The following is a 23,208-nucleotide window of genomic DNA, read 5'->3' on the forward strand; positions in this document are numbered from 1 at the left end:
ACTCTGGTCAGTCAACGTCGAAGTCATGCGGGGATGTTATGTCGGAATCGAACGGGGATTTGTGCCCGGCGGTGGGTGATGGACTGCTGGCCGACGCCGCTGCCGGGGACCGTCACGCGGTCAACCGGCTGCTTGCTCACCTCCAACCCGCCGTCATTCGGTACTGCCGGGGTCGGCTCGCCATCACGACCGCCCGGCATTCGGCCGACGACGTCGCCCAGGAGGTCCTGCTTGCGGTGTTCGCCGCGCTGCCCCGCTTCCAGGGGAACGCCGATGGCTTCCTCGCTTTCGTGTACGGCATCGCCAGGCACAAGGTTGCTGACGCTCACCGGGCGAACGGCCGCGATAAGTCGGCCCCAGTGGAAGAACTACCAGACACCACCGACAACGAACTCGGACCGGACGAACACGTCGTACGTAACGAGCTGCGGTCCGGCATCCACCATTACCTCGAGCTCCTCACTGATAACCAGCGCGAAGTGCTCCAACTGCGAGTGCTGGTGGGGTTGTCGTCCGAGGAGGTAGCCCACGTGATGGAGACGACGTCGAGTGCGGTGCGGGTCGCTCAGCATCGCGCGCTCAAGACGCTCCGTCGGCTTATCGATGCCGACGGCAATACCCTCGCCTGATGCGGGCTCCACGAGCTACGAGAGCATGCATCACGGTATACGGCGATGGTCAAAGTTGGCAGCCGAGTCACTGTCACCGAACGAGGAAGCAGGTGGCTTTCATGCTCGAGCCCAAGAAACCTGGTTCGACGCTGGAACGGCTGGAGGCTGCGGGGTAGTACCGGCAGCCGGTAGCGAAGCTTCTTGAGCTCGGCCCACCCCCGCAGCCGCCGGAAGGCGCTGTTCGGCTGAGCGAGTCGCTAGCCGAACAGCGCGACGACGAGCGCTGGTGATCTACTTCGACACCAACGTCACGTCTCCACGGCTTCGCGTTCGATACTGAGGACCGCCTGGTCGGCGGCGCGGCGGACCGCGTCTCCTTCGCCCATGACTGTCGGGGACGACCCTAGCGGTCGCCCCCGACAGTTTTCTCAGCTTTCCGTCAACGAGCGCAGCGCTTCATCCACACAGTCGGCCCAGGTCCGCTCGCCGAGTTCGGTAACGCCCGAATCGCCGAGGAACCCGCTGGAGATCACGACATCTGGGGTGAGGTCGGCGAGACCGGACAAGCTGGCCGCCAGTGCATCGCGGTCGCTGAAATCGGGAATATAGCCGGCGAACCACTTACCTTCCGCGTCGCGGAGAATGGAGTCGCCGGTGAACAGATACGTCAGGCCGTGCGGGGAATGAACCAGGAAGCAGGCGCTGCCTGGTGTGTGCCCTGGCGTTGGGATCACCTCGAAGCCGTCCAATGCCACATGACGCTCGTCAAACGTGTCGTCGGGTGGGCACGTCTTCGCGACCAGATCCGCCTCGACCGCACTGGAATGCAGCGTCGAGCCGAACCGCTGTTTGATGGTGCGCAACGACGGCGCGATCTCATCCTGGTGGCTCAGATACTGGTGAGCCACACCGCCGAGCTCGGCCATGTCGTCGATCTCGTGCTCCAGGGTTGTGTTGTAGAACAGCACGTTGCCACTGGGTGCGGTCCACAGGTAGGCGTGTGTGCTTAGTCCTGGCGCCGGGAACTCCGGCTCGGTCTCCCATAGGTCAGGTTGGATCTGCTTCATGACGTTCCCCTCTCGGTAGGCTGGCTACCGCGAGGCTAGAACCTCGAGTTAAGTCGAAGTCAAGGTTCGAGTCGAGCGCCGCCGAGATCTAGCGGAAACGTTGGGTTCGCGTGAGTTTGTCGTGATGCGGGTATCCGACAATGGCCTGAACGGGTGGTGATCACAAGGGAAGAGCAGGTCATGAACGACGTGGGTGATCTACTCGCAGGACGGTATCGGCTGCAGCGCTGCATCGGGTGCGGCGCCATGGGTGTGGTCTGGCAGGCGATCGACGAGCGTCTCGGCCGCCAGGTCGCGATCAAGCAACTGCTCGTGTCGCCCGACGACGATGCCACCAGCGCCGAACGTGCCTGGTTCCGCGCGGCGCGCGAGGGGCAGATCACCGCGCGGCTGCGCCACCCGAACGCGGTCGTCGTCTACGACGTCGACGTCCACGGCGACCTTCCAATACTGGTCATGGAGTACGTGCGGGCCCGAAGTGTCGCCAGCATCCTCGCCGAGAACGGGCCCCAGGACCCGACCGAGGCGGGCGGGATCGGCGCGCGAGTGGCCGACGCGCTCGCGGCGGCGCACACCATCGGCATTGTCCACCGGGACGTCAAGCCCGCGAACATCCTCGTCGGCGACGACGGCGTCGTGAAGCTGGTCGACTTCGGCGTCTCCCACCTCAGCGGGGACCGGCCCACCCCGTCGACCGAGTTGATCGGCACGCCTGCCTATCTGGCACCCGAGGTCGCCGGCGGACGCGAACCGGCCCCAGCGTCGGACGTCTTCTCGCTCGGCGCCACGCTGTACTCCGCCGTTGAGGGCGTCTCGCCGTTCGGTGCCCGCACGGACAACCCGATCACCATGGTGCGCCGTGCCGCGGTCGGCCACGTTCCGCCGCCGCGCTACGCGGGAGTGCTCACCGCCGCCCTGATGCGCATGCTGCGTGCCGCACCCGACGAGCGGCCGAGCGCCGCCGAGACCGCGGACCTGCTGCGGGCGGCCACCGCTGGCCACCCAGCACGTGATCCATCCGACGTCGTGGCGCGGATACCGCACCAGCGAAAGCAGGAGCCGACAACACCGCTGAGCGCTACGACGCCCATCCGCCGTTAGCGCTACAGCAACGGCGGTACGGTCGCGTCGATGAGGTGCGGGCCCGGCTTCGCCACAGCTCGCGCGAACTGCTCCGCCAATTCCTCGCACGTCGTCGCCCGCGACGCTGGTACGCCCATGCCCTCGGACATCTTCACGAAGTCCATCCCCGGCGAGGACAGGTCCAGCAGCGCCTTCGCCGTCGGACCAGAAAGATCCGCCCCGACGCGCTGCATCTCCATCCGCAGGATCGCGTAGGCGTTGTTGTTCAGGATGACCGTCGTGACGTCGAGTCCCTCGCGCGCCTGCGTCCACAACGCCGACAGCGTGTACATCGCACTGCCATCGGCTTCGAGGTTGATCACCGGCCGGTTCGGTGCGGCGATCGCGGCACCCGTCGCGACCGGCATGCCCTGGCCGATCGCGCCGCCGGTGAGTGTCAGGACGTCGTGGCGGGGCGAGTTCGCCGTCGCGGCGGGCAATAGTAGTCCCGACGTGTTCGCCTCGTCGGCGATGATCGCGCCCTCCGGCAGAAGCGCGCCGATGACCTCCACCCAGTTCTGCGGCGTCAGCCCACCGGACGGCACGGCGGGCGGCTGGGACGGCGCCAGCGTCGGCTCGACGTCCGCGGCGACCCGCTCCGCCACCGCCTCCAGCGCGGCGGCGACGTCGTGCTCGCGGTCGGACAGCGTATGCACCTGCGCGCCCTCGGGCACCAGGTCGCTCGGCTTGTCCGGATACGCGAAGAACGTCACCGGCGACCTCGCACCCGCGAGAATCAGGTGCTTGACGCCGTCGAGCTGGTAGGCGGCCTGCTCAGCGAGGTAGCCGAGCCGGTCGATCGCGGGCAGTCCGGCGCCGCGTTCCAGTCGCGCGGGGAACGTCTCCACCAGCGCCCGCGCGCCCGTGGCGTTGGCGATGCGGCTGGTCGCGAGTAGCTCGCGCTCACGGCAGGCATCCCCGCCGATCAGCAACGCCGCGGGCTCGCCGCTGCGCAGCACGTCGGCCACCGCGTCGAGCGTCGCGTCAGACGTCGACCTGGGCCCGCGCGGCGGTACGGGGGCCACCGCGACGCCGCCGTCGCCCCAGGAGACGTCGGCAGGCAGGATGAGCGTCGCGATGCGGCCTGGCGCGTCCATCGACGCCGCCACGGCCGCCGCCGCGTCCGCCCCGACGTCGGCCGGGTGACCGCTGCGGCGCACCCAGCCGTTGAGCGAGCCCGCCACCGCCTCGATGTCCGACTCCAGCGGTGCGTCGTACTGCTTGTGGTAGGTGGCGTGGTCGCCGACAACGTTGACGACCGGGGTGCACGCCCGCCGCGCGTTGTGCAGGTTCGCCAGCCCGTTGCCCAGGCCCGGACCGAGGTGCAGCAGCGTTGCGGCAGGCTTGCCCGCGATGCGCCCGTAGCCGTCGGCCGCGCCGGTGACCACCCCCTCGGCGAGGCCGAGCACGCCACGCAGGTCAGGCACGGAGTCGAGCGCGGCGACGAAGTGCATCTCCGACGTCCCCGGGTTGGTGAAACACACCTCGACACCGGCGTCGACCAGCGTGCGGAGCAGCGACTGCGCACCGTTCATAGCGCCTCCACCAACGCGCGACCAGCTTGCCGTCCGGAGAACAGGCAACCGCCGAGGAACGTGCCTTCCAGCGCACGGTAACCGTGCACGCCGCCGCCACCGAAGCCCGCGGCTTCACCGACCGCATACAGACCGGGCAGCGGTTCGCCGTCGGCTCGCAGCACGCGGGCGGACAGGTCGGTCTCCAGTCCACCGAGCGTCTTGCGGGTGATGACGTTCAGCCGGACGCCGATCAGCGGGCCCGCCTTCGGATCGAGCAGCCGGTGCGGGGTGGCGACGCGGACGATCTTGTCGCCGAGGTAGTTGCGCGCGCCGTGCATCGCGGTGATCTGCATGTCCTTGGTGAACGGGTTCGCCAGTTCGCGATCGCGGGCGAGCACCTCGCGTTCGACGTCGTCCGCGTTGAGCAGCGGCTCGTCGGTGAGCCCGTTCATCTTCGAGACCAGGTCGCGGATGTTGTCCGCCGTCACGAAGTCCTCACCCTTGTCGATGAACGCCTGCACCGGGGACGGCGGACCGGACAGCACTCGCTGCTTGACCGTCTCGCGGACGCTCTTGGCCGTCCAATCTGGGTTCTGCTCGGAGCCCGACAGTGCGAACTCCTTCTCGATGATCTTCTTGGTCAGGATGAACCACGAGTGGTCGTGGCCGGTCGTGCGCAGGTACTCCAGCGTGCCGAGGGTGTCGAAGCCGGGGTAGAGCGGCACGGGCAGTCGACGTCCTCGCGCGTCGAGCCACAACGACGACGGGCCCGGCAGCACCCGGATCCCATGCTGTGGCCAGATCGGGTCGTAGTTCGTCACGCCCTCGACGTAATGCCACATCCGGTCGCGGTTGATGATGTTCGCGCCCGCCGACTCGCTGATGCCGAGCATGCGGCCGTCGACGTGCGCGGGCACACCGGTGATCATGTGCTTCGGCGGGGTACCGAGGCGGTCGGGCCAGTTCTTGCGGATGAGGTCTTGGTTCCCGCCAATGCCGCCGGATGCGACGACGACCGCTTGCGCGTGCAGCGCGAACGTGCCCACCTCGGCACGGGAGCTTTCCTGCCCGCGCTGGACCGCGCTCGGCTCCAGCACCGTCCCGGACACGCCGTCGACCGCGCCGTTCGTGACGGTCAGCTCGTCCACTCGGTGCCGGAACCGCAGCTCGACCGTGCCGCGCTCGACTCCGGCCCGCACCCGGCGTTCGAACGGCTCGACTACGCCGGGTCCGGTGCCCCAGGTGACGTGGAAACGCGGCACCGAGTTGCCGTGGCCGGTGGCGTTGTAGCCGCCACGCTCGGCCCAGCCGACGACCGGGAACCAACGCATGCCCTGCTCGTGTAGCCACGCGCGTTTCTCCCCTGCGGCGAAGTCGACGTAGGCCTCGGCCCACCGCCTCGGCCAGCGGTCTTCATCGCGGTCGAAGCCCGCCGTGCCGAGCCAGTCCTGCCAGGCGAGATCGCGGGAGTCGTGGATGCGCAGCCTGCGCTGCTCGGGGCTGTCCACGAAGAACAGTCCGCCGAGTGACCAGTGCGCCTGCCCGCCAAAGGACGCCTCCGGTTCCTGTTCAACGACGATGACCCGCTTGCCCTTGTCGGCCAGCTCGGCCGCCGCCACCAGGCCAGCGAGACCGGCACCCACCACGATCACGTCCGCGTCCACCACGCACCTCACCTTCCGCCGGAGTTGATCGCAGCGTAGTACTCACCGGTAGCCGGAGAAAGGTGAGAGATACTCGGGTCTACGTCCGGTGTCGCGCGACGGCGTCGTGGGTCTCCGCCATGACCAGGTCGGCGTTGATCTGCGCTGCCGCGAACGCTCCCGCCGCGGCGGCCGCGCCGACCTGGGCGGCCGGGTCGGTGACGTTGCCCGCGACCCACACGCCGGGCACGTCGGTGCGTCCGGTCGCGTCGGCGGGGATGTGCTCGCCCATGCCGGACGGGTGCTGCACCGGCTTCAGGCCGAGTTCCGCCAGGAATGCGGCGCGGGCGACCATCCTGGGTGACACGACGAGCGCGTCACGCTGGACCAGGGAGCCGTCGCGCAGCCGGACGCCGGTGAGGCGGTCGTCGGCACCCTCCAGTGACGTCACCTCGTCGTCCACCACCGTGATGCCCCGCGCCGCCAACTGCTCGGCCTGTTCACCGGACGGTGGCAGCGTGTGCGCGAAGAATGTGACGTCGTCGCTGAGCTGTCGGAACAGCAACGCCTGGTGCACCGACATTGGCCCGCCGGAGAGCACGCCGATGGCCTGGTCGCGGACCTCCCAGCCGTGGCAGTACGGGCAATGCAAGACGTCCCGGCCCCACCGAGCTCGCAGACCAGGGATGTCCGGTAGCTCGTCGGTGAGCCCTGTGGTGACCAGCAGTCGACGCGCCCGAGTCGTCCTGCCGTCGGTGAGCGTTACCTCGAAGCCGGTGTCGTGGTGGGTCGCGGTGGCGACCTCGCCGGTTAGGGTTTGCCCGCCGTAGCCGAGGACTTCGGCTCGGCCGCGCTCCAGCAGCTCAGTCGGGCTCGTGCCGTCGCGCGCCAGCAGTCCGTGCACGCCGTCGGCCGGGGCGTTGCGAGGGGCCCCCGCGTCGACTACCACCACCGAGCGTCGGCTTCTGGCGAGCATCAACGCCCCATTCAGCCCCGCGGCGCCGCCGCCGATGATCACCACGTCATAGCCGTTGTTCAGCTGATCGGTCATGTTTTGACCACCTCCGCGGCCACTGTGCGGACGGTGCGGCAAACTTGGCAAAGTATTTTGCTGATCTGGCAAACTAGTGGCATGGACGACTTCGGCGCCGCGCTGGACGCGGTCGGACCCCGGCTCCGTGCGTTACGTAAGCAACGGCAGACGACGTTGTCCGATCTGGCGACGGCGACCGGTATCTCGGTGAGCACGCTGTCGCGGCTGGAGTCCGGTGACCGGAAGCCGACGCTGGAGCTGTTGCTGCCGCTGGCGAAGGCGCACGGCGTCACGCTCGACGAACTCGTCGACGCGCCGCCCACCGGCGACCCGAGGGTGCACCTGCGTCCCGTTACCCGGCACGGCATGACGATGCTGCCACTGACGCACAGGCCGGGCGGCATCCAGGCCTACAAGCTGGTGATCCCGGGCAGTGACCCGCCGAAGGAGCCGGACCCGCAGGTGCACGAGGGCTACGAGTGGATGTATGTCCTCAACGGACGTCTACGGGTGGTGCTCGGGGAACACGATCTCGTGCTCACACCCGGCGAGGCCGCCGAGTTCGACACCAGGACACCGCACTGGTTCGGTGCCGCTGGTGCCGAACCGGTCGAGTTCCTCAGCCTGTTCGGCAAGCAGGGTGAACGCGCGCATTTGCGCGCGCGTCCGAAGGGATGGGGCGGCTAACGGCGTCGGAGTGCCCAACACAGCGTCCTGAGCGTCGGACACGCGTGCCTGAGTGTCGGACACGCGTGCGGGAGTGTCGGACACGGCGGTGGTTAGTCGGCGCGGCGGAAACTGAGCGTCTCGCCTTCGACGCCGCGCAGCCAGAGATCCTGCGCGGCCGCCGCCATGTCGTCCAGACCTTCGATGATGCTGGCGAAGACGTTGCCCGGCACCCAGCCCGCGTCACCGTTGATCAGCAGGTTGTTGCGGCCGTAGAAGATCGCCAGGTCGGTCGCGCCCGCCGCGCTGTGCGCCTCGCTGCCCGTCTCGTAGCCGTAGGCGGGGTTGCCGATTTCCCACGGCTCGAACGCGAAGTACACGACGTCACCGGGAATCGGCGTCACCGTGGGGTTCTCCCGCCCCGGCTCCGGATCGGCGAACGGCGTCACCAGCGTGTAGACCTCGTTGCGGGCGTACTTCGCGTGGTAGGCCTGGTCGCCCTGCGGCAGCGCGCGCCAGACGGCCTCGCACGTGCGGGGGGCCTGCTCGTCGAGCAGGACCGCCCGGCACGAGACGCCGCGTTTATCCAGGCTGATCGTGATGTAGCGGCTCACGATGCCCTCACCCGGTGACCTCGGCGACGACGTCCGCCCAGATGTCGAGGGCGGCGTCGACCTGCTCGGCGTTGACCACCAGCGGCGGGATCATCCGCACGACGTTCATGTGCGCGCCGCAGGTCAGCAGCAACAATCCCTTCTTCGCGGCGGTCTGCTGGGCGGCCTTGGCGGTCTCCGGGTCTGCCTTGCCGTCGGCCGTGACGAACTCCGAGCCCACCATGAGCCCGAGCCCGCGCACGTCGCCGATCTCGGGGTGTTTGTCCGCGACCGAGCGCGCGCCGTCGATGAGTCGCCTGCCCTGTTCGGCGGCGTTCTCGACCAGCCCTTCGTCCTGGATGACGTCCAATGTGGCCAGCGCCGCCGCGCAGGCCACGGCATTGCCGCCGTAGGTGCCGCCCTGCGAGCCGGGCCACGCCTTCGCCATCAGTTCCGTCGGCGCGGCGATCGCCGACAGCGGGAAGCCGCTGGCGAGGCCCTTCGCGGTGATCACGATGTCGGGCCGGACGTCGAAGTGCTCGTGACCCCAGAACTTGCCTGTCCGCCCGAAGCCGGTCTGCACCTCGTCGAGCACGAGCATGATGCCGTGCTCGTCCGCGCGCTGTCGCAGTCCGGCGAGGAACTCGGTGTTCGCGGGCACGTAGCCGCCCTCGCCGAGCACCGGCTCGATGAAGAACGCCGCGATGTCGCCGGGGGCGCTCTGCGTGGCGAACAGGTAGTCCAGTTCTTGCAGCGCGAACTTCGTCGCGGTCTGCTCGTCCCAGCCGTAGCGGTAGGCGAACGGGAACGGCGCGACGTACACCCCCGACATCAGCGGCGAGATACCCGAGGAGAACCGGGTGCCGCTGGTCGTCATCGACGCCGCCGCGACGGTGCGGCCGTGAAAACCGCCCTCGAACACGACCACGTTGGGACGTCCGGTCGCCTGCCTGCTCAGTCGCAGCGCGGCCTCGACGGCCTCGCTGCCGGAGTTGACGTAGAACAGCGAGTCCAGCCCCGGCGGGAGGACGTCGCCGAGCCGCTCGGTCAGCCGCCGCAGTGGCTGGTGCATCACGGTCGTGTACTGCCCGTGGATCAGCTTGCCGACCTGCTCCTGCGCGGCGGCGACGACACGCGGGTGGCAGTGTCCCGTGCTGGTGACGCCGATGCCCGCGGTGAAGTCGAGGTGCCGGTTGCCGTCGACGTCATAGAGGTAGACGCCTTCGCCGTGGTCGACCACGACCGGAGTCGCTTGCTTGAGCAGGGGAGAAAGCTGGGACATGTGGGTACTCCTTTGCTCGGGGGTGACCCGACGGCGGATGTCATGGCAGGCGGACGCGGGCACGCACCGGGCGTGACACACGCTTGTAGATTGTCAACAATGTTCATAGCATGGCCTCAGACCGCCGAGCAATCAACCCGGAATCACTCCCGTGGCGGGTACCCGGTACGGCCTCGACTATCCGGCTTCCCATAAGGAGCGCAGACATGAACGCGACGCCCAGCGAATCCAGCGTCATCGACGCGGTGGCGAAGGACCTCTTCATCGACGGCAAGTGGCGCCCGGCCAGTGGCTCGAAGACACTGCCGGTGCACGATCCGTCGACCGGCGAGGTGCTGTGCGAGGTCGCGGACGCCTCACCCGCCGACGGCAAAGACGCGCTCGACGCCGCCGTCGCGGCGCAGGCGAGCTGGGCAAAGCACCCGCCCCGCGAGCGGGGGGAGATCCTGCGGCGCTCCTACGAGCTGCTCATGGAGCGCAACGAGGAACTGGCGCTGCTGATGACCCTTGAGATGGGCAAGCCGCTCGCCGAGTCGCGTGGCGAGGTGGCCTACGCGGCGGAGTTCTTCCGGTGGTTCGCCGAGGAGGCGGTGCGCATCGACGGCGGCTACGCGGTCGCGCCCAACGGCAAGGGTCGGTTCCTCGTGCACCGTCAGCCGGTGGGGCCGTCGTTGCTGATCACGCCGTGGAACTTCCCGATGGCGATGGGCACCCGCAAGATCGGTCCCGCCGTCGCGGCGGGCTGCACCTCGGTGATCAAGCCCGCCGCGCAGACGCCGCTGTCGATGCTCGCGCTGGCCGGGATCATGGCGGAGGCCGGGTTGCCGGAAGGCGTCGTCAACGTCATCACGACTAGCGACTCCGGTGGCGTGATGGAGCCGATGATTCGCGACGGAAGGGCCCGCAAGCTGTCGTTCACCGGCTCGACGTCGGTGGGTCGCAAGCTGCTGGAGCAGTGCTCCGACAAGGTGCTGCGGACGTCGATGGAGCTGGGTGGCAACGCGCCGTTCCTCGTGTTCGACGACGCCGACATCGACGCCGCGATCGACGGCGCGATGCTCGCCAAACTGCGCAACATCGGCGAGGCTTGCACCGCGGCGAACCGGTTCTACGTGCAGCGCGGCGTCGCGGACGAGTTCGCGCGCAAGCTCACCGAGCGGATGTCCGCGCAGCCGATCGGGCGCGGCACCGAGGAGGGTGTCGTGATCGGGCCGCTGATCGACGAGGCCGCGATCGAGAAGGTGTCCAGCCTGGTCGGTGATGCCGTTGATCGGGGAGCGAAGGTACTCACCGGCGGCGCCGGTGTGGACGGTCCTGGGCACTTCTACCAGCCGACTGTGCTGACCGAGGTGCCGCAGGACGCAAGGCTCACCCACGAGGAGATCTTCGGTCCGGTCGCGCCGATCAACGTCTTCGACACCGAGGACGAAGCCGTCGCCAAGGCCAACGACACCGAGTACGGCCTGGTCAGCTACCTCTACACCCAGGACATCAACCGCGCGCTGCGGGTCTCGGAGAACCTTGAGGCGGGCATGGTCGGGCTGAACCAGGGCCTTGTGTCCAACCCGGCCGCGCCGTTCGGCGGCATCAAGCACTCCGGCCTCGGTCGTGAGGGCGGCACCGTCGGCATCGACGAGTTCCTCGAGACGAAGTACATCGCCATCGGGCTGAGCTGACGTCGGCTGGTGGGCTGGAGTTGATCACGTCTACTCGCGCTGTTGCTCGGAAAATCCGGCGATCCGGACAAATTCGCGGAACAACGCGAGTGGACGTGATCAATAATGCGGGTTAGCGGGTTCTGACGGCACCGTGCGGGACTACTCCTTCGGGCCCTTGCCGTTCCCGTTGTCACCGGCGCGGTCGGAGTTGCCACCATTGCCGTTGCCGCCCGCGTTGTCACTATTGCCGCCGTTGCCGTTACCCCGTGGCTCGTCGTCCTCTGGCGACGTCGGATCCGATGGGGACGTGCCGCCGGTGATGGTCGCGGTGATGAACTCCAGGATGCTCGGGTTGTTCACCTCGGCGTAGACGCCGGGGAAGCCGGGGAACGCGCAACCGACGCCCCAGCTCACGATGCCGAGCTGCACGAGCCTGCCGTCGAGTTCGTGGAACAGCGGACCGCCGCTGTCGCCCTGGCAGGAGTCGGCGAGCAGTTCCTCCGCGCAGATCTCGGTCTCGGGATCGAAGCCCGCCAGACCGTTGCCGGTCATGCCCTCGCAACGGTCGTCGGCGACCGCCTCCACGTCGGCGCGCTTGAGGTGGCTCGGCGTCGTCGGTGAGCCGAAGAACTCCGTACCCCAGCCCGCCACGGTCAGCGGCGTGCCCTCGGCTTCGAGGTCGTCGTCGTTCGCGTCGGCCAGCGGGATGATCGGCACCGACACGGACTCGGCGAGCTTGAGCAGGGCGGCGTCATGAGTGCCGTCGTAGTCGGGGTGCACGTGGATCTCCGTGACGTCGACGCGCTGGCCTCCCTCGGCGTCCAGATCGGTCTTGCCGACGACGACGTCCTGGTCGGACGGCGTGGCGTCCTCGACGCAGTGCGCGGCGGTGAGCACCCAGTCGGGTGCGACGACGCTACCGCCACAGAAGTGGAAGTCGCCGTCCTGCAGCGACGCCATGAACGGGTACTGGCCCTCTGCTGCCTGCTCGCCGCCGACGATGGCCTGCGCGGGTTGCGTCAGGACCACGGTGGCGGCAACGGCGACGGCGGTGGCGATCGCGGCGCCGACCGCCGTGTGCTTGCGCGTGACTCGCACGGAACTCTCCTCTGTCTGCCCGACGGGGTCGTTCCGTGTAACGAGCGCAACAGTGCGGAGTCACTCGAACGAGTGAAGAAGCGTGGGCATCCACGCAGCGAGCGTGAGTAAGTTTGGTCGCTAGCACGACCGAATGTGCTCACACTCGCGCCGTCGGCGTTGTGGGCACGCCGTCGAGGGCGGTGGGCGCTCATCGACGTTGCGCGCCGTCGAGTCCCCGCCCTGGCGCCCACTCAGCCCGCGATGTCCACGCCGTCCGCCGGTACTGACGGTGGTGGGCCGGAGTGCAGGCTGCTGCCAGGGGCGAGGCGGGTGATCGCGTCCTCCATGTGCGCGTCGAGCAGCTCTAGGACCCGCTGCTCGTCGCCCGCCTTCATCGCCTCGATGATCTCGGTGTGTTCCGCGACCCTGTCGTCGCCGTGCTGATCGGTGCGCTGCAACGCCGCGAGGCACATGCGGGTCTCGATCAACAGCGTGCGCGCCATTCGGACCAGTCTCCGGCTGCCGGACGCTCGCACCAGCGCCTCGTGGAACCGCAGGTCGGACTCCGGCAACGCGTTCGGGTCTGGGTCGTCGGCCGCCGACACCATCTCGTCGAGCGCCTCGCTCAGCACGGCCACCGCGCTGTCGGTGTCGCCTCGCATGATGCGGATGGCCGCCGCGCGCTCGATCGCCGCCCGCGAGGCGTAGATGTCGTAGACGTCGCCGGGTTCGAGGTCGATGACGAACAGACCCCGGTGCCGCTCGCTGCGCAGGAGCCCCTCGGACACCAGCCGTTGCATCGCCTCCCGCAATGGGCCGCGCGAGACCTCGAACCGCGCAGCCAGTTCCGCCTCGCCGAGCTGTGTGCCAGGCTGTAGCGCGCCGGTCATGATCGCGTCGCGAAGTTGCCGCGCGATGATGGACGCCGTCGACTCGCGGTTGACCGGTTCGATGTCAGAAAGCATCGGCGTCTCCCTCGCGGAACAATCTGCCGATCCCGTCCGCCCTGGTTGGCGCGCCAGCCAGCCGCAGGCCCTCCCAGATGGTGACCTGGTTGGCGGTCAGCACGGGCTTGCCGATGCGCTGCTCGATCGGGTCGATGAGCGCGATGGTGCGCATCGCGGTGTCCGGGATCAGCAGTGCGTCAGCGTCGGGGTGGTCGCCTTGGGTCATCAGCTCGGCCACCTCGTCGGGTCGGAGGTTGCCGACCTCGGCTGCGGTGTCGATGCCCGCGCTGGACAGCTGGACGACGTCGACGCCTTCCGCGGCGAGGAACTCCTGGAACAGCGCGGCGACGTCGTCGGGGTAGCTGGCCGTGATCGCGACGCGCTTCAGCCCGAGCGCGCGCAACGCCCGGGTGAACGCGAACGAGGTGCTCGACGTTGGTGTCCCGGTGACGGCGGCGAGTTTGGTGATCTGCTCGGCGGCGCCGTCCCTGCCGAACACGAAGCTACCGCTCGTGCAGGCCCACACCACCGCGTCGGGGGACAGCGGCGCGAGCTGGGCCGCCCCTTCGGCGAGTCGCTGCTCGCTGCCCAGGTCAAGGAGCTCGGCGACGGCGTGCAGGTCGGTGCCGTAGATGTGGGTCACCGACAGCTGGGCGACGTCGCCGAGCAGTCGTTGCGCGAGCGGGTAGTCGTCCTCGGCCGCGTGGTCGGGGTAGATGAAACCGATCGTTGTCTCGGGCACTGTCCTCGGTGCGGTCACCGGCACCTCCTAGCCGCCCTTGGCGTCGCACGACGTTACCGGGCGGTCGCTCCGTGAGGATTGTCGACAATCCTAGTAAAAGCTACACCGTTCGAGTTAAGCAACCTCGCTGTGCCACATCCCGGGGCCAATGACCGGCAGACCCATCCGGACCATGCACGCCCACATCGTGAGTTGGTTCGCGGTCAGCACCGGCTTGCCAAGCCACTGTTCGAGCGGATCGATGATGTCGAAGGTGGGAAGGTTGGTGCAGCTGACGAAGATCGCTTCGGCGTCGGGATGGTCCGCGCCGATGATGTGCTCTGCGATGGTGCGGTAGCTGACCCGCCAGATGCCGCCACCGAGGCCGAGATGGTCGCTGGACACGGTCTCGACGTCGAGCTCGGCGAGGAAGTCGTGCAGCTTCGTCGTCAGATCCTCGACGTACGGGGTGAGCACCGCGATGCGACGCAGGTTGAGCCGCTGCAGGATCTCGGCCAGCGCGCCAGAGGTCGTCACCGCGTCCGGAGCGCCCGCGTCGCAGATGACCTTGCGTAACTCGCGTTCGCCGTCGACGCCGTTGACGAAGCTGCCCGAACTGCACAGGTAGGCCACGACCTCCGGCTCAACGTGCAGCACGTCGCGGGTGGCCGCCGCGACGTGCCGCGCGTTGCTGACCAGGTTCGCCATGTCAAGGCTGACCGGTACCGGTTCGTAGGGCGTTCTGGCAAGGTGTAGCGACACCTCGATCGGCACCCAGCGCCAGAGCTCGCGTTCGAGCGCGAGGTCGAACGGCGCGATGACCCCGATCCCGCGCTGCGCGAGCGGGCCCTCACTGAACGGGAAGTCCAGTCCGGACAGATCCAAGGCTCACCCCCTCGGTGGTCGTTGGAAAAGGCTATTTCGCTGCTGCCCCGGGGGATCCCTCGGATTGTTGACAATCATACGATCAACTCATACGGTGTCAACGTGGTGGGAGCCGGTGACCGCGTTGAGAGTGCCCCTGTCGTCGCCGTCCTATGCGGTCAGGATCGACCACGCGGGATGGAGCCGGTCGAGAACGCCGCGACCGTACGGTATGCCGACGCCGCTGGGCTGCCGGACGCGCTGCGGGGTGCCGACATCCTCTTCGTCTGGGACTTCCTCTCGACCGCCGTGCCGGACGCCTGGCCGTCCGCCGATCGACTGCGGTGGCTGCACATCGCGAGCGCGGGCGTTGACCCCGTGATGTTCCCCGAGCTGCGGGACAGTGACGTCGTGCTCACCAACTCGCGCGGCGTGTTCGACAACCCGATCGCCGAGTACGTGCTCGGCCTGGTCATCGCCTTCGCCAAGGACTTCGCCGGCTCGCTGGACCTGCAGCGCGCGGGCACCTGGCGCCATCGCGAGACCGAGCGGGTCGGTGGCAAGCGCGCGCTGATCGTCGGTACTGGCCCGATTGGCCGCTCGATCGCTCGGATGCTCACCGCGGCGGGGCTGAAGGTAGCCGGAGTCGGCAGGCGCGCTCGTGAGGGCGACCCCGACTTCGGTGCCGTGCACGCATCCGACGACCTCGCCGAGCACATCGGCTGGGCCGACTACGTCGTCGCCGTCGCGCCGCTGACCGAGAAGACCAAGGGCTTGTTCGACCGGCGGGTGTTCGCCGCCATGAAGCCGACCGCCCGGTTCATCAACGTCGGCAGGGGCGAGCTCGTTGTCACCGACGACCTGATCGACGCGTTGCGCGCGGACGAGGTGGCCGGTGCCGCGCTCGACGTCTTCGAGACCGAGCCGCTGCCAGCCGAGAGCCCGCTGTGGACAATGGACAACGTGCTGCTCTCCCCGCACATGTCGGGCGACGTCGTCGGCTGGAAGGACACGCTGGCCGAGCTGTTCGTCGCCAACTTCGAGAAGTGGCTCGCGGGGGAGCGGCTCGACAACGTCGTCGACAAGAAACTGGGTTACGTGCCAATGGGCGCCGAGCCCCGATGAGGAGGAGCGCATGACCGCGAGTGCTGGGACGTTGTTGACGGCGAGCGAGCTCACGGTCGCGTACTCGCAGGGCGCGGTGTCCCCCGTTGAGGCGACGAAGGCGGCGCTCGACGCGATCGAACGCCGCGATGGTGAGATCAACGCGTACTGCCTCGTCGACCCGGACCACGCGCTCGCGCAGGCGAAGTCGTCCGAGGAGCGCTGGCGGGAAGGTAACCCGATCGGCTGGCTCGACGGCGTGCCCGCGTCGATCAAGGACATGTTCCTCACCGCGGGATGGCCGACGCTTCGCGGTTCGCTGTGCGTCGACCCTGACCAGCCGTGGGAGGTCGACAGCCCGGTCGCGGCGCGGATGCGTGAGGCGGGGCTGGTCGTGCTCGGCAAGAACACCACGCCCGAACTGGGCTGGAAGGCCACCACGGACAGCAGGGTCGCGGGCATCACCCGCAACCCCTACGACACCAGCAAGACGTCCGGTGGCTCCAGCGGCGGGAGCGCGGCGGCCGTCGCGGCGGGCATGGGGGAGCTGTCGGTCGGCACCGACGCGGGTGGCTCGGTGCGCATCCCTGGCTCGTTCTGCGGGGTGGTCGGCTTCAAGCCGACGTATGGCCGCATCCCGCTGTACCCGGCGAGCCCGTTCGGCGCGCTCGCGCACGCGGGACCGATGGCGCGCTCGGTCGACGACATCGCGCTGTTCATGGACATCCTCGCCATGCGCGACCACCGGGACCCGACGGCCCTGGCGCCACTGACCGCCAGCTACCGCGAGGCGGTGCACCGCGACGTCCGAGGGCTGAACGTGGCTTACTCGGCCGATCTCGGCTACGTCGACGTCGACCCCGAGATCGCGGACTTGGCCTCACGCACCGTCCACACGCTGGAAGAGGCCGGGCTGTTCATCGAGAACGCCGACCCGGGCTTCGCCGACCCGGCCGACACGTTCGAGCTTCTCTGGTACACCGGCGCGGCCAAGTGGCTCAATACCTTCCCCGAGGGCGCCGAGGAGAAGATCGACCGCGGCTTGGTCACCGCGTGGCGGGAGGGCCTGACCTACTCGGCGATGGACTGGCTCGCCGCCGACCAAGCGCGCCGCGAACTGGGCATCCTCATGGGCGAGTTCCACACCCGCTATGACGTGCTGATCACGCCGATGATGCCGATCCGGCCGTTCGAGGCGGGCCACGACGTACCGCCCGGTGGGCCATACACCAAGTGGTGGGAATGGACACGGTTCAGTTACCCGTTCAATCTCACCCAGCAGCCCGCGATCAGCGTGCCGATCGGGTTCACTTCGGACGGCCTGCCAGCGGGGTTGCAGATTGTTGGTCCTCGCCACTCGGACGACTTGGTGCTCGCGGTCGCCCGGCTGGTGCAGGATGTCCAGCCGTGGCGCACCGACGTTCCCGCGGGCGAGCTGCGTTGAGGTGAGTCAGTCGTCGCCGGATTCGCCGATGGTTTCCCGCGTGAACGCCGCGATCTGCCGTAGCGCCGCGCGGGTCTCCGGCGAGAAGTAGCCAAGGACGGGGAAGGCGTGCACCTGGCCATGCCAGACCTGCAGCTTGCAGGACGCGCCCGCCGCCCACAGCCGTTCCGCCATCGTCTCGGCGTCGCACAGCAGCACTTCGGACTCGGCCGCCATGATCAGCGACGGCGGCATCCCGGTGAGGTCCTCGTTGACCGGTGATATCGGTGGCTCGTGGTGCTCGGGGTCGCCACGCCAGAAGTCGGTCAACTCGGCGAGGCGGTTCGTCGGGATGTAGGTGTCACGGCGGGCGTTGGCGTGGGCGATCCGCGCGCTCGAGTCGATGTCGAGCAACGGTGACGTCGCCACGATGCCGCCCGGCAGTGGCAGCCCCACTTCGCGGGCGCGCAGCGTCGTCGCGAAGGTCAGGTAGCCGCCAGCAGAGTCACCGGCGAACACGATCTTGTCAGCGGGCACTCCCTCATCGAGCAGGTGCTGGTAGGCGGTGAGGCAGTCGGTGACCGAGCCGGGGATCGGCGTCTCCGGTAGCTGCCGGTAGGCCACAGAAAGCGCGGGCAGCCGGGTGGACGACGACAACGCCGCGATGCCGCGACGATGTGTGTTGAGTCCGCAGAAGAAGAATCCGCCACCGTGGAAGTACAGGATCGTGCCGTCGGTGTGCGGTTGATCGGCGCGGCGCGCACGGACCCATTCCGCGTCGAAGCCGTCGAAGGACTTCGGCGTGATGGCGGCGTTGCGCGGCGCGGGTGCTCGCGCGGCGAGCCGGTCGAGCCGTTGCAGCGTGGCGATGCTGTTCGGCGTCAACTTCCCGAGACGGAACACCGAACGTCCCGCCGCCCACGATGCCGCGTAGAGCAGCCGTGACCGGTAGCTCAGTCCACTCCAAGGGGACTGAGCCCTTCGCGGAATCCTGGTGCCGTCCTGTAGCCGCATGGCCATGTTGTCCCTCCAGCGCCATTGCTGTTGCCGTGCCCACCGTATCGGAATACTCTCGGTATCCGAAACGGGGAGACTGGTTCCGTGGCACGGGGCACGGCGGGTCAGAGCTCCGCGCGGAGGGTGGCGAGAAGGTCGAGGCTCTTGTCCGGGGTCGCGGCCTGGATGGAAAGGACGTCGATGACCTTGAGGTACTGCTCGATGTCGTGCCGCTTGTCCAGATAGAGGGCGCTGGTGAGTTGCTCGAGGTAGACGATGTCGGGCAGGTCGGTGTCGGGGAAGCGCAGGAGGCTGAACGGGCCGCCCGCCGCGGCGTGTCCGCCGACGGAGTTGGGCAGTACCTGCACCGTGACGTTGGGCAGGTCGGTGGCCGCGATGAGGTGATCGATCTGGGCGCGCATGACGCTGGCGCCGCCGATGGCTCGGCGCATCGCCGCCTCGTCGATGATCGCCCACAGGGTGGGCGGGTTGTCGCCGGTGAGGATCCGCTGACGCTGCATCCGCAGCTCGATCCGTCGGTCGATTTCGGACTCGGGCTCGTTCGCGTGCCCGAGTAGGGTCACCGCGCGAGCGTAGTCGGCGGTTTGCAGGAGGCCGGGGATGAACTGGTTCTCGAAGTTTCGGATGACGCGAGCCGCCTGTTCGAGCCCGAGATAGGTCTCGAACCAGGACGGCAGCAGATCATTGTATTGATGCCACCAACCCGGTTCATTGGCTTGGCGGGCCAGCGCCAGCAGTGCCTCGCGCTGGTCGGGGTCGGTGACCTTGTAGAGGGTGAGCAGGTCGCGCAGGTCACGTTCCTTGAATCCGACCTGACCACGTTCCAGCCGGCTGATCTTGGCATGGGACCCGCGGATCGCGTCGCCCGCGGCTTCCCTGCTGATTCCCTGCCGCTTTCGGAGCTGACGGAGTTGGCCGCCGAGTGTGATTCGCAGCACGGTGGGGCCGCCGCCAGATAGGGCAAGCGATACCGGCTCATCGGCGGGTCTGCGGCCTGCTGGTGGGCTAACCATGTGCGCTCCTCGGCGGAAAAGCCCTAGTGTGCCATAAAAGACATGTGATGACGCAACGGTCAGTAGGGGCTCACGATACGCCGACCAGGTCGTCCCAGTCGCCCTGCTTCGCGCTCGCGATGAACGCGCCGATCTCGGCGCGGCTGTAGACCAGCACGGCACCCTGCGGGTCGCGCGAGTTACGGAGTGCGATCTCCCCGGTAGGCAACCACGCCAGTTCCACGCAGTTGCCACTCGGGTTACTGCGCGTGCTCTTGCGCCAGACCACCCCGGGCCAGCGGGCGTGATCGTTGGCTCGGTCTGTTGCCATGGCTGCTGCCTTTCGTGGCCTCCCCGCGGCGCTGGTCGCATCGGGCCGTTCTTGCGTCTGTTCTTACGAACGTTCTTGCATCTGCAAGGTACGTTCGGCACAGTAACAGCGGAGAGGAACACAGCAGGCGCGGGGCGATCCTGGGGGAGGCACGGCATGATCATGACCGCGGCGCTGGGGGTGATCGGCGCTCTCGCGTTCTGGCTTGTCATCGCTGTGCGGCGTGGTCGCGCGCTGGAACGGCGACTGCTGGCCGCAGAACGCGCCGCGCGGACCGACTGGTTGACTGGCCTAGCGAATCGTGCCGGGTTACGACGTGCGATCGATGAGCTGCGAGCCGCCACGGACCGAGGCGAGCACGTCGCGGCGATCGCGCTCGACGTCGACGGGTTGAAACCGATCAACGACCAGTATGGTCATCCGGTCGGCGACCAGGTGCTGGTAGAGATCGCCCGTCGCATCAGCGCGGTACCCGCTCGAATCACCTGTATCGCCAGGGTCGGCGGTGACGAGTTCGTCGTTCTGCTCGACAGCTACCCCCACGCCGCGAAGGCGGGCCACTACGCCCGATGGCTCGCCGACGAACTGACCGCGAGCATCGGTGCGATCCAGCTCGCCGACCACCGGCATATCACCATCACCGCGAGTGTCGGTGTCGCCATCCAGCCCGCTCACCGGATCGACGATCTGCTCTCCGATGCCGACAGGGCCATGTACCGCGCCAAGAACGCCGCCACGCACGCCCAGCACGCTCCTACCGCGGCGCGCTCGCAGCCGGTTGGGGCACCACGTCATCGACTGGCTGACGCGACCGAACCTGGCTGGCGGGATGATCAGCTGGTCACGACCGAGAGGAGAACCGACGATGTCCACCCCTATCCCTACCGCGGAATCACCGGCGCTCTGCCGTCGCCGACAGTGCGAACGAAACCCAATCGGCCGAGGTTTGTGTCTTGAGCACTACGGCCGCTGGCAGATCGGACAGGACCCGCTCAACCTCCCAGATGACTCAGCACCCGCGCCGCGGCGTGTGGTGTGGACGCCCGCCAACATGTCCCGATAGCCAACGCTGGGTGGGTTCCTGAGGCTGGTTCAGCGCCGCTATGGTCACCCGAAAACCATTCGCGAAGATGGCGGCGAACGAAGGGCGCGATGACAACCAACGACCATTCCGCTGAGATCGATGTTCCGCTCGACAAGCCCACCTCCGCACGGGCCTACGGCTGGATGCTGGGCGGCAAGGACAACTACGAGGTCGACCGCAACAGCATTCTGACCGTCGTGCGGGAATTCCCCGGGTGCGTCGACATCGCCCGGCAGAACCGCCAGTTTCTCTACCGCGCCGTGCGCTACCTGGTCCAAGAGGCGGGCATCACCCAGTTCATTGACATGGGCTGCGGCCTGCCAACCGACAACAACGTCCACCAGGTCGCGCAGCGATTCGCCCCCGACGCCCGCGTCGTCTACGTCGACATCGATCCCATCGTGCTCGCTCACGGCAGGGCATTGCTGGCGAACAACGCGGGGACCACCGTCATCACCGCCGACATGCGTGAGCCAGACACGATCCTCGAACACCCGGACACCCGCCGGCTCATCGACTTCAGCGAGCCGGTCGCCGTGCTGTTCCTGTCGGTCGGCCACCATCTCCAGGACACCGATCCGATCTCCCCTCGTTACGCGCTACGCCACATCATCGACGACGTGGCGGTGCCAGGCAGCCACCTCGCCGTCTCCCAGGTCGTCATCGACGACCCCGACCGAGGCGCGCTCATGTCCGCCAAGCTCAACGGCCAGGGTATTCCCTGGCAAACCCGCACTCCCGCCGAACTGGATGCCTTTTTCGACGGGCTGCACCCCGTCGAACCGGGACTCGTCAACCTCAAAGACTGGCGTCCCGACCCCACGCAGCCGCCACTGGAGCCGGTTCCCACCGACCTGCATCCCTACGTCGGAGTCACCGAAACCAATACCGAGGTGTACGAATACGGTGGCGTCCTGAGGAAAGGGTCGTGACAGGAAAGATCGTGATGGCGACGCCGACCGGCACTGTGTCGGATCGCTAGCTAATCCCGGCGGCCGCGGTCAGTTCGGACAGCGCGGTGTCGAGGTGCAGCAGCATCCGCTGCAGGTGCGGCACGCTGTTACGGCAGCCGGTGATGCCGAAGTCGAGCATGTCGTTGTTACTGGTCAGCGTGATGTTGACGGCTTGGCCGTCAAGGCAGATCGATGCGGGGTAGACGCCGTCTAGCCGTGCGCCGTTGAAGTACGTCGGTCCCTTCGGCCCCGGCACGTTGGAGATCACCAGGTTGAACGCGGGACGCGTATGGTCCGCGACGCCGGGGATCGGCGACAGCCCGAGCGGCGAGACGTTCAGCGCCGACAGCAACAGGATCTGAAGTGGACTCAGGCCCGCGAACAGCTTCTTGCCGCCGCTCATCGACGCCGCGATGCGAGCGAGCCTACGTGCCGGGTCCTGCTCGTTCGTGGCGAGATCGCACAGGATCGCGCCAATCGCGTTCCCGCCGTCGGCCGCCGCCTCGCTGCTGCGCAGCGATACCGGCACCATCGCGGTCAGCGACGCGTCGGGCAGCGCGCGGTGCTCGATCAGGTAGTCCCGCAGCGCGCCGGAACACGTGGCGAGCACGACGTCGTTGACGGTGGTGTTGGTCGCCTTGCCGATGCGACGGAACGACTCGATCGGCCACGACTGCGCCGCGAACCGCCGCGCGCCTCCGATGGAGACGTTGAACATCGTGCGCGGTGCCTGCATCGGCAGCGGCACCGAGTGCTCCCGCGCGGCTTCGGTGAGCGCACGCACCGCCGTGGGCCCGAATCCGGCGAAGTCGCCAGCCAGCCCCGTCACTCGCTGCAGCAGGGAACCGCCGCCGGTCTTGGGGCGCTTCTTGCCCGGCCGCAGCTCCCACGGCGCACGCATGTCGCGCGCGGACGGGTCGTCGCTGAGCGCGTTCTGCATCAGCCGCAGCGCGGACACGCCGTCGAGCAGGGCATGGTGCACCTTGGTGTAGATCGCGAACCGGTTGTCCGAGAGCCCTTCGACGAAGTGCGTTTCCCACAGTGGCCGGTGCCGGTCGAGCAGCGTGCCGTGCCACCGGGAGGTCAGCTCGAGCAGTTCCCTGATCCGGCCTGGCGTCGGCAGCGCGGAGCGCCGCACGTGGTACGAGATGTCCAGCTCGGTGTCCTCGGCCCAGAACGCTTGACCGAGTGTGTTGACCGGACTCATCGGCCGCTTCCGGAACAGCCGCGCGACCTCCGCGCGCTCGATCAGGTCGCGGTAGATCGACTCGACGTAGTCGTCGCCAGCGCCGTCCGGCTTGGTGAACAGTTGCAGCCCGCCAACGTGCATCGGGTGCTCACGCGACTCCATCAGCAGGAACATCGAGTCGGTAATCGGCATCAGTTGCATGGGCGAACCACCTTGTGTCGGGGTCGATGTCGCGCGGGTCATCATCGTACGTCCGCACGCGACCGCGACGCGTTACCGCGTTATGTCCCTTGTGTTGCGTCCTTCGTCGC

At 68.1% G+C, this 23,208-nt stretch carries 22 protein-coding genes; 8 read left to right on the top strand and 14 right to left on the bottom strand.

From position 1 onward, the window contains the following. The first annotated feature begins 71 nt into the window (after positions 1-71). Complete coding sequence (shbA, locus tag ACFQGD_RS10715) at positions 72-629, top strand: RNA polymerase sigma factor ShbA (protein WP_345401136.1); 558 nt, start codon at positions 72-74, stop codon at positions 627-629. 410 nt (positions 630-1,039) lie between these two features. Here shbA and ACFQGD_RS10720 read toward each other — a convergent pair whose 3' ends face one another. Continuing rightward, positions 1,040-1,678, bottom strand: coding sequence for an MBL fold metallo-hydrolase (locus tag ACFQGD_RS10720; protein WP_345401140.1), 639 nt, complete (start codon positions 1,676-1,678; stop codon positions 1,040-1,042). A gap of 180 nt (positions 1,679-1,858) precedes the next feature. Between ACFQGD_RS10720 and ACFQGD_RS10725 the strand changes: the two genes are divergently transcribed. Continuing rightward, positions 1,859-2,779 carry a serine/threonine-protein kinase gene (locus ACFQGD_RS10725; protein WP_345401143.1) on the top strand — a complete coding sequence of 307 codons (921 nt, stop codon included), beginning with the start codon at positions 1,859-1,861 and terminating at the stop codon, positions 2,777-2,779. Positions 2,780-2,781: 2 nt separating this feature from the next. On the opposite strand, the gene ACFQGD_RS10730 is transcribed toward ACFQGD_RS10725, so the two are convergent. From ACFQGD_RS10730 to ACFQGD_RS10740, 3 genes are all read right to left on the bottom strand, one after another. Beyond that, on the bottom strand, positions 2,782-4,335 hold the full coding sequence (locus tag ACFQGD_RS10730; RefSeq protein WP_345401145.1) for an acetolactate synthase large subunit: 1,554 nt from the start codon (positions 4,333-4,335) through the stop codon (positions 2,782-2,784). Further along, the gene (locus ACFQGD_RS10735; RefSeq protein WP_345401266.1) at positions 4,332-5,981 is read right to left on the bottom strand and encodes an FAD-binding dehydrogenase; all 1,650 of its coding nucleotides are present in this window, start codon (positions 5,979-5,981) and stop codon (positions 4,332-4,334) included. Before ACFQGD_RS10735 ends, ACFQGD_RS10730 begins: the two co-directional genes overlap by 4 nt. 79 nt (positions 5,982-6,060) lie before the next feature. Next, the gene (locus ACFQGD_RS10740) at positions 6,061-7,011 is read right to left on the bottom strand and encodes an NAD(P)/FAD-dependent oxidoreductase (RefSeq protein ID WP_345401148.1); all 951 of its coding nucleotides are present in this window, start codon (positions 7,009-7,011) and stop codon (positions 6,061-6,063) included. An 81-nt stretch (positions 7,012-7,092) separates the two neighbouring features. Between ACFQGD_RS10740 and ACFQGD_RS10745 the strand changes: the two genes are divergently transcribed. Continuing rightward, entirely contained in the window at positions 7,093-7,680 is a 588-nt protein-coding gene (locus ACFQGD_RS10745; RefSeq protein WP_345401151.1) for a helix-turn-helix domain-containing protein, read from the top strand. A gap of 92 nt (positions 7,681-7,772) precedes the next feature. Here ACFQGD_RS10745 and ACFQGD_RS10750 read toward each other — a convergent pair whose 3' ends face one another. Beyond that, complete coding sequence (locus ACFQGD_RS10750) at positions 7,773-8,273, bottom strand: DUF3830 family protein (RefSeq protein WP_345401154.1); 501 nt, start codon at positions 8,271-8,273, stop codon at positions 7,773-7,775. Between the two features lie 7 nt (positions 8,274-8,280). Then, positions 8,281-9,534 (bottom strand): aspartate aminotransferase family protein, encoded by a 1,254-nt coding sequence (locus tag ACFQGD_RS10755; RefSeq protein ID WP_345401157.1) that lies wholly within the window; start codon positions 9,532-9,534, stop codon positions 8,281-8,283. A 206-nt stretch (positions 9,535-9,740) separates the two neighbouring features. On the opposite strand from ACFQGD_RS10755, the gene ACFQGD_RS10760 reads away from it, so the two are divergent. Then, positions 9,741-11,210: an NAD-dependent succinate-semialdehyde dehydrogenase gene (locus ACFQGD_RS10760; protein ID WP_345401160.1), complete on the top strand. Its 1,470-nt coding sequence runs from the start codon at positions 9,741-9,743 to the stop codon at positions 11,208-11,210. Positions 11,211-11,351: 141 nt separating this feature from the next. On the opposite strand, the gene ACFQGD_RS10765 is transcribed toward ACFQGD_RS10760, so the two are convergent. The 4 genes from ACFQGD_RS10765 to ACFQGD_RS10780 form a co-directional block, all read right to left on the bottom strand. Continuing rightward, positions 11,352-12,290, bottom strand: coding sequence for a S1 family peptidase (locus tag ACFQGD_RS10765; protein ID WP_345401163.1), 939 nt, complete (start codon positions 12,288-12,290; stop codon positions 11,352-11,354). A gap of 233 nt (positions 12,291-12,523) precedes the next feature. Next, entirely contained in the window at positions 12,524-13,237 is a 714-nt protein-coding gene (locus ACFQGD_RS10770) for a GntR family transcriptional regulator (protein WP_345401166.1), read from the bottom strand. Next, on the bottom strand, positions 13,227-13,985 hold the full coding sequence (locus ACFQGD_RS10775) for a maleate cis-trans isomerase family protein (protein WP_390183699.1): 759 nt from the start codon (positions 13,983-13,985) through the stop codon (positions 13,227-13,229). The genes ACFQGD_RS10770 and ACFQGD_RS10775 overlap by 11 nt, the downstream gene beginning before the upstream one ends. A 90-nt stretch (positions 13,986-14,075) precedes the next feature. Next, positions 14,076-14,825 (bottom strand): maleate cis-trans isomerase family protein, encoded by a 750-nt coding sequence (locus tag ACFQGD_RS10780; protein WP_345401172.1) that lies wholly within the window; start codon positions 14,823-14,825, stop codon positions 14,076-14,078. A 177-nt stretch (positions 14,826-15,002) separates the two neighbouring features. Between ACFQGD_RS10780 and ACFQGD_RS10785 the strand changes: the two genes are divergently transcribed. Beyond that, positions 15,003-15,929, top strand: coding sequence for a D-2-hydroxyacid dehydrogenase (locus ACFQGD_RS10785; protein ID WP_345401269.1), 927 nt, complete (start codon positions 15,003-15,005; stop codon positions 15,927-15,929). 10 nt (positions 15,930-15,939) lie between these two features. Continuing rightward, positions 15,940-17,352, top strand: coding sequence for an amidase (locus ACFQGD_RS10790; RefSeq protein ID WP_345401175.1), 1,413 nt, complete (start codon positions 15,940-15,942; stop codon positions 17,350-17,352). 6 nt (positions 17,353-17,358) lie between these two features. Here the strand turns inward: ACFQGD_RS10790 and ACFQGD_RS10795 are convergent, their stop codons facing one another. From ACFQGD_RS10795 to ACFQGD_RS10805, 3 genes are all read right to left on the bottom strand, one after another. Beyond that, the gene (locus ACFQGD_RS10795) at positions 17,359-18,351 is read right to left on the bottom strand and encodes an alpha/beta hydrolase fold domain-containing protein (RefSeq protein WP_345401178.1); all 993 of its coding nucleotides are present in this window, start codon (positions 18,349-18,351) and stop codon (positions 17,359-17,361) included. A 101-nt stretch (positions 18,352-18,452) separates the two neighbouring features. Then, on the bottom strand, positions 18,453-19,361 hold the full coding sequence (locus ACFQGD_RS10800) for a helix-turn-helix domain-containing protein (RefSeq protein WP_345401181.1): 909 nt from the start codon (positions 19,359-19,361) through the stop codon (positions 18,453-18,455). A 70-nt stretch (positions 19,362-19,431) separates the two neighbouring features. Beyond that, a complete protein-coding gene (locus ACFQGD_RS10805) occupies positions 19,432-19,671 on the bottom strand; it encodes a DUF397 domain-containing protein (RefSeq protein WP_345401184.1) in 240 nt (79 codons plus the stop codon). A 156-nt stretch (positions 19,672-19,827) separates the two neighbouring features. On the opposite strand from ACFQGD_RS10805, the gene ACFQGD_RS10810 reads away from it, so the two are divergent. Together ACFQGD_RS10810 and ACFQGD_RS10815 are read left to right on the top strand one after the other, a co-directional pair. After that, positions 19,828-20,628, top strand: coding sequence for a GGDEF domain-containing protein (locus tag ACFQGD_RS10810; RefSeq protein WP_345401187.1), 801 nt, complete (start codon positions 19,828-19,830; stop codon positions 20,626-20,628). Between the two features lie 195 nt (positions 20,629-20,823). After that, positions 20,824-21,687: an SAM-dependent methyltransferase gene (locus tag ACFQGD_RS10815; RefSeq protein WP_345401190.1), complete on the top strand. Its 864-nt coding sequence runs from the start codon at positions 20,824-20,826 to the stop codon at positions 21,685-21,687. 46 nt (positions 21,688-21,733) lie between these two features. On the opposite strand, the gene ACFQGD_RS10820 is transcribed toward ACFQGD_RS10815, so the two are convergent. After that, on the bottom strand, positions 21,734-23,098 hold the full coding sequence (locus ACFQGD_RS10820) for a WS/DGAT/MGAT family O-acyltransferase (protein WP_345401193.1): 1,365 nt from the start codon (positions 23,096-23,098) through the stop codon (positions 21,734-21,736). Between the last annotated feature and the right edge of the window lie 110 nt (positions 23,099-23,208).

The organism is Haloechinothrix salitolerans, assembly GCF_042662605.1.
Lineage (GTDB): Bacteria > Actinomycetota > Actinomycetes > Mycobacteriales > Pseudonocardiaceae > Haloechinothrix_A > Haloechinothrix_A salitolerans.

Excerpts from the sequence above, each read along its gene's own strand:
- ACFQGD_RS10755 (WP_345401157.1), bottom strand. The coding sequence starts at position 9,534 with ATGTCCCAGCTTTCTCCCCTGCTCAAGCAAGCGACTCCGGTCGTGGTC.
- ACFQGD_RS10725 (WP_345401143.1), top strand. The coding sequence starts at position 1,859 with ATGAACGACGTGGGTGATCTACTCGCAGGACGGTATCGGCTGCAGCGC.
- ACFQGD_RS10740 (WP_345401148.1), bottom strand. The coding sequence starts at position 7,011 with ATGACCGATCAGCTGAACAACGGCTATGACGTGGTGATCATCGGCGGC.
- ACFQGD_RS10790 (WP_345401175.1), top strand. The coding sequence starts at position 15,940 with ATGACCGCGAGTGCTGGGACGTTGTTGACGGCGAGCGAGCTCACGGTC.
- ACFQGD_RS10785 (WP_345401269.1), top strand. The coding sequence starts at position 15,003 with ATGGAGCCGGTCGAGAACGCCGCGACCGTACGGTATGCCGACGCCGCT.
- ACFQGD_RS10795 (WP_345401178.1), bottom strand. The coding sequence starts at position 18,351 with ATGGCCATGCGGCTACAGGACGGCACCAGGATTCCGCGAAGGGCTCAG.
- ACFQGD_RS10745 (WP_345401151.1), top strand. The coding sequence starts at position 7,093 with ATGGACGACTTCGGCGCCGCGCTGGACGCGGTCGGACCCCGGCTCCGT.
- ACFQGD_RS10770 (WP_345401166.1), bottom strand. The coding sequence starts at position 13,237 with ATGCTTTCTGACATCGAACCGGTCAACCGCGAGTCGACGGCGTCCATC.
- ACFQGD_RS10720 (WP_345401140.1), bottom strand. The coding sequence starts at position 1,678 with ATGAAGCAGATCCAACCTGACCTATGGGAGACCGAGCCGGAGTTCCCG.
- ACFQGD_RS10800 (WP_345401181.1), bottom strand. The coding sequence starts at position 19,361 with ATGGTTAGCCCACCAGCAGGCCGCAGACCCGCCGATGAGCCGGTATCG.
- ACFQGD_RS10805 (WP_345401184.1), bottom strand. The coding sequence starts at position 19,671 with ATGGCAACAGACCGAGCCAACGATCACGCCCGCTGGCCCGGGGTGGTC.
- ACFQGD_RS10815 (WP_345401190.1), top strand. The coding sequence starts at position 20,824 with ATGACAACCAACGACCATTCCGCTGAGATCGATGTTCCGCTCGACAAG.
- ACFQGD_RS10760 (WP_345401160.1), top strand. The coding sequence starts at position 9,741 with ATGAACGCGACGCCCAGCGAATCCAGCGTCATCGACGCGGTGGCGAAG.
- ACFQGD_RS10730 (WP_345401145.1), bottom strand. The coding sequence starts at position 4,335 with ATGAACGGTGCGCAGTCGCTGCTCCGCACGCTGGTCGACGCCGGTGTC.
- ACFQGD_RS10820 (WP_345401193.1), bottom strand. The coding sequence starts at position 23,098 with ATGCAACTGATGCCGATTACCGACTCGATGTTCCTGCTGATGGAGTCG.
- ACFQGD_RS10810 (WP_345401187.1), top strand. The coding sequence starts at position 19,828 with ATGATCATGACCGCGGCGCTGGGGGTGATCGGCGCTCTCGCGTTCTGG.